Genomic DNA, 12,160 nt, shown 5'->3' with positions numbered 1-12,160 from the left:
AACTGATTCGACAGGGATGTGAAACCGGAGGGATCACAATCCTGCAGGGGAGCATAGGTAAGGTAAAGAGCATATTCATCTACTGATTTCGTGTCCACCAAGTCTAGCTCCGAGTAAAGTCATGCAGTATCTGAAAGGACGTTCATCTAGGTTATTACAGGATGAATTTCCAGAGTTGAAAAAGCGATACTGTGGTCAGCATTTATGGCCCAGAGGCTATTTTTGTACAACGGTCGGCGGGCACCATGACAGACGAAATCATCCGTACTATGCTGCCAACCAATCAAATAAAATCAAGACGACATGCTTAGAATTGATGACTGAGTTCAGTCAGAATTCAGTGTGCATTGAGCACAAGGCCTTTCAGAAGACTTCAGTCTTGAATGGAGAAAGATTCAAAAACTTACGTAACAGGATATCATGGACTAGTAGACTCAAATACTCTATTTTAATTAGAGGGATTTCTAAAAACTTAAAGATTGGTAGGAAAAATACGTGTGAGAATAGCAGTGATATTTACATGTTATAACAGATCGAAAAAAACACAGCAATGTATTAAAAAAATCAGGGAACAAGTGATTAATACAGTGTGTAAGCAAGTGCAATTCTACATTTGTGACGATGGATCAACTGATAATACAATAGCTAAGATTAAAGAGTTAGTTCCAGAGGCAACTATTATTACTGGTGGCAATCTGTATTGGTGCAAAGGAATGAATATAGCAATGCAGGCGGCATTTCAAGATAATAATGATTTTTATTTAATGATTAATGATGATGTAAATTTTTACCAAACAGCGTTGAGCACTATGATTAAATCCTACACTATTGCTGATCGAGTGTGCGGAATAGTTGGAACTACCAGATCAAGTAATAATGGAAGGATAACATATGGTGGAAGCAGATTTGTACGCAAATCACACATAGGAAGTAGTAATCTATTAAAGCCAAATGGAAAGCTTCAAGAATGTCACATTGCTAACTGGAATTGCTTTTTAGTTCCAAATGAGATATTAAAATCAGTAGGCCTAATTGATAATTACTATGAACATGCATATGGCGATTATGACTATTCACTAATGATGCGCAGAAATGGATATCCAATTTTTGTTGCAACTGAAGTTGTAGGAGAGTGTGAGCGTAATTCAATAATTGGCACACCATTAGACAAATCACTATCTAAATGGATAAGGTTATTAAAATTATTTTCCAAAAAAGAAAGACCGATAAAGTCTAATATACATTTCTATTATAAAAATTATCGATATAAAGGATTACTGTATTGTTTATTAAAGTACTGTGGAGCTATATTAAAAATATTATTTACTTAGCGAAAATAAACAGTTACTATCTGAATCTTCCGGTATCAATAGATTTTTATATTAAGATAAAAATGAGGGTGAGTCATGAAGATTTTGTTTGCAAGTCATACATTTATAGGTAGCACATTTGTTGTAGGCTCACATCACTTAGCAAATACATTTGCAAAAATGGGTCATGAGGTTCTTCACATAAGTACTCCAATTACACCACTACATGTTTTAAATATTAGAAATGACGAGATAAAAAAAAGATTTAAACTTTGCTTATCAAAAAACAAATATATCGGAAATCCTAAAAATATAGTCCCATTTAAACTTATTCCATCTAGATTCTTGTTATTTGACAATAAACTATTTAAATTAAAACTTAGGAGAATTTTGAAGAAAACTGAATTTCTCAGTATTGATGTTCTGTTTATTGATGAACCAACATTTTATCCAATATGCGATATTGTACATTGTAACTCCATAATTTATAGACCAACGGATATATACAGTAAAATGAGAAATAACATTAAATTAGACATTTTAGAGAAAAGAATCTTAAAAAAGTCTAGATCATTTATTGCAACATCAGAGCCAGTTTATAAACATATTAGAAATCTAAACAAATCAGTACAAGGGAAAATTATTGAAAATGGGGTTGATGTAAGTCATTTTATGCAAACATTTGATGTGCCAGATGCATACAAATCTATTAGTGGATTAAAAATAATATATGTTGGTGCACTAGATAAAAGAATTGATATCGATGCATTTCTTGTATTAGCTAGAAATTTTCCGAAAATAAGTATTATTGTAGTTGGACCTATCACAAAGGACAAAAGAGAAGTATTGCACAGATACAGTAACATATTTATATTAGGGTCAATAGATTATAAACTACTGCCTGCATATTTACAAAATGCCGATATTGGCTTGCTTCCACTTAATGATGATCCAAGTAATAATGGAAGAAGTCCTATGAAATTATATGAATATGCAGCTTCAGGGTTAATTCCCATTTCTAGATATACAGATGAATTATCAAGAAGAAATAGAAAACAACAATTTTTGTATCTATATAAAAATTATAATGAATTAATTTCATATATTAAGTTAGTACTAAATTTTGGTACTGATGAGTTACTTAGCCGTAAAATTGCATTAAAAAATATCTCTCAAAATAAATCTTGGAATAAAATTGCGATTTCAATAATAAAGGATTTGAGTGATCGATGTGAATAGGATAATTAATTTCATCCTAAAACCAAATGGAATTGTATTACTGACATCTATTGCAAGCCTATTAGTATGGTCATATCCAGATATTGGATTGAGAAGAGGATTTATTCAGAAGGAAAATTTCAACTCATTTTCACTATTATTAATAGGAAGTTGGTATCTTTCAATTTATATATTTTCTAATTTTGGATTTAATGTTGGGTTAAGAATAAAGCGAATAAACGCTTTGGACAGCGTTAATTTGAATAAATTTTATACACTTATTTCTATGCTAGCACATATTGGAGTACTGTACAGTTATGCTAATGTTTTAAGACAAGATCCTGCTATTTTTAATTCTGTAATCCAGGGACAAGCTAATCAATTAAAAAACATATTATATGAAGATTATTCTGTGGGAATAAATACATTGCGCTATTTATCAATACTAAGTGGGTCTATCTCGATATTTAATATTATTCATTTTAAAAAAGCAAAATTTATTAATATTTCGAATATAATCATGCTATTATTAACTTCACTGATGTCTTCACGGTTAGCAATAGTATTAACAATTATATTAGTAATATACTTATTATTTAAAAATAAATATCATTTTTCATTAAAGAAAGTAATAGTTATTTGTATGATCGCATTTATAGTGTTAACCATATTAAATAATTCACGGAATAAACAATTTTATATGCAAAATTATAATATAAATAATCCTATAATATCTAATTTATCTGAAATCAATACATATATTGGATCTCCATTTCAGGGAAGCGTGGGAGTGGCAAATAATATTGAAACTATTTTACCTTATGTTGATTATTCAACTTTTTTCAATTATCTAACTCCAACTTTTATCCCAATACATAGAGAGAGCAGTTTCTATAACATAAATTATAGACAGTTATTTGATCTGGATTCTTCATTGACGACTAATTCAACATTTCTTGATATCTTCACAAATTTAGGTTGGTTAGGTTATATACTGATTTCTATAGTATCCTTTTTGTTTTCATTGATAGCAGGTCATTTCTATAGATATTCTTCTATTGTGAGTATAATAGCGCCAATAATTACTTATTGTTTCGCTGAAATATGGAGAACATATATGTTTAATGTAGGAATTATCTGGACTCTAATAATATTTACAATTTTATGTGCAATTATGAGCAACAAAAAAACAATTCACACGAACAGACAATAACATCAATTCCAGAGAGGTTTTTTTATGAAGCCATTAATATGTATTGACATGCGAATGAAAAATAATTCTGGTATAGGAAGATATATTACCAATATTGTGGATTTTGTAATAAGAGATATGCAAAATGTTGAATTTTGCTTGTTAGGAGATAACGACAGTTTATATCAATATAAAGATTTTGCTAATGTAACAATTATAAAATGTAGTTCAAAAATTTACTCAATTAGCGAGCAAATTGAAATTATAAGAAAAATTCCTAAAAACACATTACTATTTTGGTCTCCACATTATAATATTCCACTGTTTTATCGCGGAAATTTATTAGTAACAATTCATGATCTATTTCATATTTCGATGAAAGAATATGTAAAAGGGTTTATTAAAAAAACATATGCTAAAGTTATGTTTAAAATGATAAGTAAAAAGGCAAATAAAATAATGGTAGTATCTAAATTTACAAAAGCAGAATTAATGAAATTTGTGTCTTATAAAAAGGAGGATATTATAATAACTTACAATGGAGTTGACCAGACATGGTTCCATTCAGAGGCTAAACCTGTGGATAATCCTCCGTATTTGTTGTACGTCGGGAACATTAAACCACATAAAAATTTAATAAAGTTGATTGAGGGATTTGAGATAATTAAACATAAAATTCCACATAATTTGATAATTGTTGGGAAAAAAGATGGCTTTATTACGGGCGATAGTAGAGTAAATGAGTTTGCATCAAAAAATATAAACAGAATTCAATTTACAGGATATGTCACTGATAAAGAATTAAATAAATTATTTAATAACGCTGATATTTTTGTGTTTCCCTCATTATATGAAGGATTTGGTTTGCCGCCGCTTGAGGCGATGGCAAAAGGAATTCCGGTAGCGGCATCAAATATTCCTCCGATTAAAGAAATCTGTGGTGATAATGCTATTTATTTTAATCCATACGATGAGTATAGCATTGCAAGAAGTATATATAAATTGATTAATAATCAAGATTTGAAAGAAAAGTTATCTATAGAAGGAAAAATCCATGCTGCTGAGTTTACATGGGCAAAAAGTGCAATAATTACGGAAAAAGTCATTGCAGATATTCTTTTAAAATCGCCAATTGATGGCACTTCAATGTGAAGTCGCTTCAAAACAGTCATCTCTTAATCTTTACAGATGTCAAACCGATTGCCTGAGGCAGCTTGCAAAAGTTTGATTTAGTATATTATGTTTTAAAGGAAACCAATGATTAATTGAGCAATATTGCAAGAGGATTAGGATCACTTTTGGATGGTTATTAGAAAAAATATATCTGTGCACTGAGGTGTTTTTTTAACATTATAGTTTTTCAACGTTAGAAAAATGTATTTGGAGTACAGTATAATTAAGGGGATAATTAATTGAATAATGATTTTTATATGTATTTCATAAAAAGCAAAGTGGAAAGTATTTATAAAAAGGTTACACATAATAGAATTAATCCAAAGAGAATTGCGGGTCGTAAAATATTAAGTGCTGACGAAGTTAATAAATTAATTTATGATAAAATTTTACACGGTCAATCTCTTTTTGTCGGTAGATATGGTGCTTCCGAAATGAACATCATAACTGAGTATATTAAGAGCAGAAGAATGAACAGAGACATAGATGTAAACTCTGTTATAGTAAAGAATTTGGTTATGCTTTCTGGTTTTTTCCCCAACAAATTAAGCGAGATTGAGAAATTTGCTCAATTAATGCTTCAAAGTGGAGAAAATGTGGATATTTTAGGACGTTGGTGGAATGGTTTTGAAGATTATGTTATTAAGCATTATGCTAAAGATGCTATGTTAACAGATCTTTTATATTTAGAGCCTTGGTTTCCTGGTGTAAAAGTGCCATGGACATTGGCACTTAAAGGAAAAAGGATTTTAGTAATTCACCCATTTAACAATACTATTGAGAAACAATATAAAAAAAGGTTATTACTTTTTTCTGATAAAAAAATACTTCCAGAATTTGAATTAATTACGCTACAAGCAGTTCAAACAGCGGCTGGATTGTCTGATAATAGATTCAAAACATGGTTCGATGCTTTGGATTATATGTTTAACGAATCTATGAAGACGGATTTTGATATTGCTATTGTGGGATGTGGAGCCTACGGTTTTCCATTGGCTCAAAAAATTAAGAACGTTGGGAAACAGGCGATTCATCTAGGAGGTGCAACGCAGCTCTTATTTGGGATTAAAGGGAGAAGATGGGAAGAAAATGATGAGTTCCAATATATTAGGAAACTTTTTAATGAAAATTGGGTTTACCCCAATAAAGAAGAAACGCCTATTTCAGCAAATAAAATAGAAAATAGTTGTTACTGGCGGTAAAAATTCACAGATATATTTGCTGGTTATAAAAAGGCTTGCTGATCAAATGAAGAGGTGAAAATATGATTTATGTTCGTGTAAATAGTGGCTTCGGCAACCAATTATTTCAATATGCGTGTGCTTATTCATTAGCAAAAAAAAATCATACAGGAGTTGTTATAGAAAAGTCAAGTTATGGACAAAATGGGAATCCCAAATTTGAATTGGATAGGCTTAATATTCGTACTATTAAAGATGTAAATCCTGTAAGAAAACAAGATCTATTAAGTCGAGTGATATTCAATAAAATTAGACTAAGAAAAAAAATAGGCTTTTTCACAAAAATAATAAAAGAGTCGAATGGTGCAACAAATTACGATGATAGCATTATGAAAAATGGAGATGGCATATGTCTTTTAGGTTACTTTCAAAGTGAAAAGTATTTTAAAGTTTATAGAGAAGATATTATTCAAATGTATCAACCTAATTTTAGGCTCAGTACATTCAGTATGAGGTGGAAAAAAGAAATCATAGCGTGTAATAGTGTAGCAATCCATGTTAGAAGGGGTGATTATGTTAGAATTGGTTGTACGCTAGATATGGATTATTATGACAATGCAATAAATATGATTAATAGCATATCAAATAATGTACATTTTTTTATTTTTTCTGATGATATTAATTTTGTAAAGAAGTATTTTTCAAAATTTAATTTACTTAAAATTTCATTTGTCGAGATAGATAAATCTGAGGGCAATAAAGATCTTAACGAATTCTATCTTATGTCATGCTGTAGGCATCAAATAATTGCCAACAGCACATTCAGCTGGTGGGCGGCGTGGTTGAATGAAAACTGTGGTAAGATTGTTATTGCGCCAAGAGTCGGAATTTGGAAAGGTGACTATTATCCCACAGAATGGATCCAAATCAAAGCGTAAAGGAAAAAAACATGGGTGACACAAAAATTAAATTTTTTAAAAATGTAAGTTGGCTCATGGGGGGTCAACTTATTAATATGGTTTTACAATTTATCGTTTCATTAGCAACTGCACGATATTTGGGACCGTCTAATTATGGTACTATTAATTATGTAAGTGCATATATAAGCTTTTTTTCGTCTGTCGCTTCTTTAGGCTTAGCAGTAGTTGTAATTAAAGAGATTTCCTCCGGTGTTGAAGATGAGAATGAAATAATTTGGACAAGCATTTTTATGAGATTAACAATTGCGTTTCTTTCAGCTATCAGTGTGATTGGATTAATGTTTGTTTTGAATCCAAATAATAAAATAATTGTTTTGATAGCTATTTTACAATCTCTTTCAATATTATTCAGTGCCTTTGATACAGCAAATTACTGGTTTCAAGCTAAACTCCTTTCAAAATATACAAGTATCTCAAGTTTAGTAGCATATATTGGTATGTCAATTTATCGAATATATCTGCTTGCCCATAATGCAAACATTTTATGGTTTGCTTTTTCTTTTTCAGTTGATTGTATTTTATTAGCAGCACTATTAATGCTTTTTTATATCAAAAAAGTTGGCTTTCATCCTATATTTTCCAAAAAACTATGTAAATCATTATTAATTCAGTCATATCATTACATGATAGCCGGATTAATTACTATAATATATTCCCAAATGGACAGAGTGTTATTAGGAACTATGCTTAATAAAAATGCAGTTGGTCTATATTCTGCTGCGCTTACAATAACAACTCTTTGGGGTATAATTCCAACAGCATTTATCCAGTCCGCTAGTACAATACTATTCAAGGCTGCAAACCAAAATAAAATATTATTTATGCAAAGATTAAAACAAGTATATGCAATAATACTTTGGTTAAATATTGTTTACTCAATCGGGGTGTCAATATTCGCGGAGTTAATTATTAGAATTTCATTCGGAAAGGATTATTCAGCTGCTGAGTCAACTTTAATTATCGTAGTATGGTACTATGGCATTTCTTGTTTGAGTTCAGTTACACAAGTATATTTATCCAGCGAGGGAAAAAATAAATATATTAATAAGTTCTGTATAGCTGGAGTAATATTTAATTTTATTCTAAATTGGCTATTAATACCTGTGTATGGAATTCTGGGTTCTGCTATCGCTACATTATTAACTCATATATTAATTCAGATTGTTATGCCAGTTTTCTATAAAGAAACTAGAGAGGTAGGAATTACTATTATAAAAGCAATATTTTTACGTGATATATTCGATGAAAAATTAAAAAAATATATATTTTCTTCATTTAAAAAATTCAAAAAATAGTATTAGCAGGAATAGATCTTCTTCATAAATTTCATTTAAAAATATATGGAGAACCTAAATCAATTAACGCACCTTTATAATAAAGTAATACAACACAATTGCTTACAAAGATATATGGAGGTGGACAATAGATTGAACAACTGTGTATTGCTACATAAAATACATCAAAAATATTTAAAATGGAAATGGCGAAAGAGAGCAATGATTTACAGACAAGCCGTATTAGATAGATATACATCTATGGCGGGAAATAATAAGATTAGCAGTGGTGCAATAGTTTTGAACACAAAACTTGGATACGGAAGTTATATTGGACAAAATTCTTTCATTAAAAATTCGACAATTGGAAATTATTCATGTATTGCTGGAAATGTATCAACTGTAGTGGGAAATCATCCATCATCAAAATTCGTTTCAATACACCCAGCTTTTTATTCTACTCGTCAACAAGCTGGATTTACTTATGTCCGCCAAACATTGTTTCAAGAAAATAATTATCTTGATATTGATAAGAAAATAGGTGTGTTTATTGGTAGCGATGTGTGGATTGGTGAAGGTGTGAAAATTTTGGAAGGGATAAAGATAGGCGATGGCGCAATTATAGCTACTGGTGCAGTTGTAACACGTAATGTTCCACCGTATGCTATATTTGGCGGAGTGCCAGCAAAATTATTAAAATATAGATTTTCTCCAGAAGAAATTAATTATTTACTAAAACTACAATGGTGGACAAAGGATGAGAAATGGATAAAACAGAATGCTAAATACTTTATTGATTGCAAGATTTTGATGGAAAAAATTAAAGAATGAGAATAAAGTATATTCGGTTACCGGATCTACACATGCTTACGTCTTTTATGAGTTTACTGTTTTCTACTTTTCAAAATATGTGTTAAAGCAGTTCAAGATGATCGAACCTCTGAAGTTTTTCAATGTATGGTGCGTTCAATTGGAGTTAAATAAGGCTGATTAACGCGCGTTTATCGGTTCGATTTTAGACATACTATTGTCAATCAGTAGAGTAAGCATTGTCTGAATGACTTGATTCTGAAATTTGATTAATACAAATAAATAGGTTAATAATAAAACATACAGCTGTTAATTTTTCGCGTATTACGAAATTTAAATGCGTAATAACAAAAAAATTAAGAGTTAGTAAATTTTTCGGCTATACACCTTATTGATTTATATAATCAATTTTATTAATAATCAAGATTTTGCAAAGAATTTTCAGAGTTAAACAAACTATATTGGGGTCAGTACTTATTGATCTAAAGATTTTTTGTGCAACGGCCGGGACTGCACTAGATGATATCATACGTAATACAGCTAGACCATAAAGTAAAAGAATCATGTTTGTGGGAAATTATGTATTTATAAGCAGTTGATCAATTGTATATTAATATTGATAAAATTTATTCACTAATTATTTCGAAATAATTGAACTACATTAAAAGAACATATTAGATTAGTGGTGACTATTATGGAATTTCTGCTCAAGGTTTATAGTAAAGTTAACAACGAAATAGTATCTTTTTTTGGAAGACTTAAATTAAAATTATTAGGTGTTGATTTTGGGGATAACTTAAAACTATTTGGTACACCAATAATATCATTAATAAAAGAATCCAAAATTATTATTGGAAATAATGTAGTTCTGTGTTCTTCAAGTAAAAATACATCTCTTGGTGTGAATCATCCAGTTAAATTAAAAACCCTTCGACCAAACTCAAGAATAGTATTATGCGATGATGTAGGAGTTAGTGGTGCAACAATTTGTGCTGCAAAATCTGTTTATATTGGTTATAGAACGATGCTTGGCGCTAACGTAATGGTTATTGATACAGATTTTCATCCAATATCTCCAAATAATAGACGATATAATCAAAATCCTGAGGACATTAAATCAAAGAGAGTGATTATTGGTAATGATGTGTTTATAGGGGCTAATACTATTATTCTCAAAGGTGTTACTATTGGAAACAATTCTGTAATTGGTGCAGGAAGTGTTGTAACATCAAGCATACCTGAAAATGTAATTGCAGCTGGAAACCCGTGTAAATTTATTTCAAGAATAAATACTAGCAAATAAATAAGATCTGTGAAGTAACATGAACTTGACAATATAAAGTCTACTTTTAAACTACCCATCTTTACATAAGCGTTAAATAATGGACACTTTCTCTTAATAACTCGAACATGTGATGATATTTCTATCAATTGAAGGATGTCCCATGACACGAGTAGAATACATGAGCACTATCAGAAACGAATACAAGATTTTGAGACCAGTGATTTAACAGATACAAAGTGCTGTGCAGATCAGGGCATTTCTTTTCTTTCAGGTCCGTTGTTAGCGACGAAAGTTAAGTCACAATTTCCCTGACACAAGTAGTTGAATGATTTTTGGTTTGATAATTCTACGAAGCACGAACTCTTTGTTACGACGGTCAACTCAATACCAAGAGATACTTTGCCTGTTTAAAAGAGGATATGAAAAATAGCAAATCGCAAACATATTTTCTGGGTGTCATCTTACCAATTTTATTCTTTACTTGGATCATTCAAGTTGGTAGGTAAATTTATTTAAATATATAAATGGCTATTAAAACTATTTGAACTCGTTTGCAGCGTAGTCTATCCATTATGTATTTACATTTGTCTTTTCTATCCTTTTTTCATTCTCATCTAAAAAGTAACTCTGTAATCGTAATAAATATTTCTATTATAATATTTTTAAATATATGTTCTATCAAATCACAGAAGTATTGTTTTTGGGTATTGTCAAGCGATGAGCAAGTGTTGACAGACTGTCCGTTTGTATAGTGTCTTTGAGCAGTAGTTATCAAAAATTGGCTTGATAAAAAATTTGATAATGTTAAATTTTCGTTCTAAGTGCAACATTTAATAAATAAAAGGACTCATAGTTGAGTCATCCTTTTAAACTTGGTCACCAATAAGCCAGTTTATCATCTGAATAATTCCCTTCCAGTAGAAGATATTATCAGTATGATTTGTAAAGCATTAAAGCACTATTTAATTATATGCATACCGCATACTTATCATCTAAAACCGTAATATAAGATCTTATGTAAGATTAAACAATTTTTTAGAAGGAAGATAATTAGACACGTTCTAAAAAAATAAGATGTTGATTGATAGGTAGCGTGTATAGGACAATACTTGATAAAATTATGATATGGTTCATTATATATATTTGAGGGGATTTGACATTGGAGAACAAAGCCTATAATAATGTACAGAATAGAGAATCAAGTTTTGAATTACTAAGAATACTTTGCATTTTTGGAATTATCACGATGCACATAGTTAGTATCATATATTCTAGTGTGACAGGTGTAAACTTAATATACGGAGTTTTTGTTAATAGTCTATTTAACACCTGTGTGTCAATTTTTGTTCTGATATCCGGATACTTTGGCGTAAAGTTAAATATCAAGAAATTGATATTTCTTGATATTATTGTGTGCGCCCGGCATGGACGACAGCTAGGCGGTGAAAGTCCGCTACAGGCTTGGCAGTAGGAACTGTTAGCCAAAGGCAAGGGTGTCCACCGTGAGGTGGAATCTGAAGGAAGCCGGAGGCAAACTTCTGGGCTGATGAACAAGAACTGCATACTAAGGCTGAATAGAGACGGATAAGCCTGCGCAACAAGGTGAAGTCCAATACTGCCCGAATCTCAAACAGTATATGCAGCAGCCACATGGAAGGAAAGCGGTCGTTCTTACCCGGGGAGGTCTTACAAGGGTTCCCGACAAGAGGGAAGGCATTTCCCACAGGAACAATCATG

The 12,160-nt window shown here is 30.7% G+C and carries 11 protein-coding genes; all 11 read left to right on the top strand.

What is annotated here, in order from left to right; translation table 11 throughout:
- Positions 1-121 precede the first annotated feature (121 nt).
- The 11 genes from BM003_RS18290 (at position 122) to BM003_RS18285 (ending at position 11,894) form a co-directional block, all read left to right on the top strand.
- The gene (locus BM003_RS18290) at positions 122-529 is read left to right on the top strand and encodes a transposase (RefSeq protein WP_425441061.1); all 408 of its coding nucleotides are present in this window, start codon (positions 122-124) and stop codon (positions 527-529) included.
- A complete protein-coding gene (locus BM003_RS16140) occupies positions 498-1,331 on the top strand; it encodes a glycosyltransferase family 2 protein (RefSeq protein WP_177184842.1) in 834 nt (277 codons plus the stop codon). The genes BM003_RS18290 and BM003_RS16140 overlap by 32 nt, the downstream gene beginning before the upstream one ends.
- A gap of 75 nt (positions 1,332-1,406) precedes the next feature.
- On the top strand, positions 1,407-2,549 hold the full coding sequence (locus BM003_RS16135) for a glycosyltransferase (RefSeq protein WP_093674677.1): 1,143 nt from the start codon (positions 1,407-1,409) through the stop codon (positions 2,547-2,549).
- Positions 2,533-3,741 carry an O-antigen polymerase gene (locus BM003_RS16130; protein WP_093674676.1) on the top strand — a complete coding sequence of 403 codons (1,209 nt, stop codon included), beginning with the start codon at positions 2,533-2,535 and terminating at the stop codon, positions 3,739-3,741. The genes BM003_RS16135 and BM003_RS16130 overlap by 17 nt, the downstream gene beginning before the upstream one ends.
- Before the next feature lie 24 nt (positions 3,742-3,765).
- Complete coding sequence (locus tag BM003_RS16125; RefSeq protein ID WP_093674675.1) at positions 3,766-4,872, top strand: glycosyltransferase family 4 protein; 1,107 nt, start codon at positions 3,766-3,768, stop codon at positions 4,870-4,872.
- 260 nt (positions 4,873-5,132) lie between these two features.
- Entirely contained in the window at positions 5,133-6,095 is a 963-nt protein-coding gene (locus BM003_RS16120) for a hypothetical protein (RefSeq protein ID WP_093674674.1), read from the top strand.
- 62 nt (positions 6,096-6,157) lie between these two features.
- Positions 6,158-7,012 (top strand): alpha-1,2-fucosyltransferase, encoded by an 855-nt coding sequence (locus BM003_RS16115; protein WP_093674673.1) that lies wholly within the window; start codon positions 6,158-6,160, stop codon positions 7,010-7,012.
- An 11-nt stretch (positions 7,013-7,023) separates the two neighbouring features.
- Positions 7,024-8,349, top strand: coding sequence for a flippase (locus BM003_RS16110; protein ID WP_177184841.1), 1,326 nt, complete (start codon positions 7,024-7,026; stop codon positions 8,347-8,349).
- 132 nt (positions 8,350-8,481) lie between these two features.
- A complete protein-coding gene (locus BM003_RS16105) occupies positions 8,482-9,159 on the top strand; it encodes a CatB-related O-acetyltransferase (RefSeq protein WP_218143275.1) in 678 nt (225 codons plus the stop codon).
- A 673-nt stretch (positions 9,160-9,832) separates the two neighbouring features.
- Entirely contained in the window at positions 9,833-10,441 is a 609-nt protein-coding gene (locus BM003_RS18010; RefSeq protein WP_093674671.1) for a DapH/DapD/GlmU-related protein, read from the top strand.
- 1,135 nt (positions 10,442-11,576) lie between these two features.
- Positions 11,577-11,894 (top strand): acyltransferase family protein, encoded by a 318-nt coding sequence (locus BM003_RS18285; protein ID WP_425441060.1) that lies wholly within the window; start codon positions 11,577-11,579, stop codon positions 11,892-11,894.
- The last annotated feature ends 266 nt before the right edge of the window (positions 11,895-12,160 follow it).

The sequence above is a fragment of the Sporolactobacillus nakayamae genome (genome assembly GCF_900113325.1).
Taxonomy (GTDB): Bacteria; Bacillota; Bacilli; order Bacillales; family Sporolactobacillaceae; genus Sporolactobacillus; species Sporolactobacillus nakayamae.
Note: the sequence above shows the minus strand (reverse complement) of the source record. Positions and strands in the feature narration are given on the sequence as shown.

Excerpts from the sequence above, each read along its gene's own strand:
- BM003_RS18290 (WP_425441061.1), top strand. The coding sequence starts at position 122 with ATGCAGTATCTGAAAGGACGTTCATCTAGGTTATTACAGGATGAATTT.
- BM003_RS16135 (WP_093674677.1), top strand. The coding sequence starts at position 1,407 with ATGAAGATTTTGTTTGCAAGTCATACATTTATAGGTAGCACATTTGTT.
- BM003_RS16110 (WP_177184841.1), top strand. The coding sequence starts at position 7,024 with ATGGGTGACACAAAAATTAAATTTTTTAAAAATGTAAGTTGGCTCATG.
- BM003_RS18010 (WP_093674671.1), top strand. The coding sequence starts at position 9,833 with ATGGAATTTCTGCTCAAGGTTTATAGTAAAGTTAACAACGAAATAGTA.
- BM003_RS16115 (WP_093674673.1), top strand. The coding sequence starts at position 6,158 with ATGATTTATGTTCGTGTAAATAGTGGCTTCGGCAACCAATTATTTCAA.
- BM003_RS16125 (WP_093674675.1), top strand. The coding sequence starts at position 3,766 with ATGAAGCCATTAATATGTATTGACATGCGAATGAAAAATAATTCTGGT.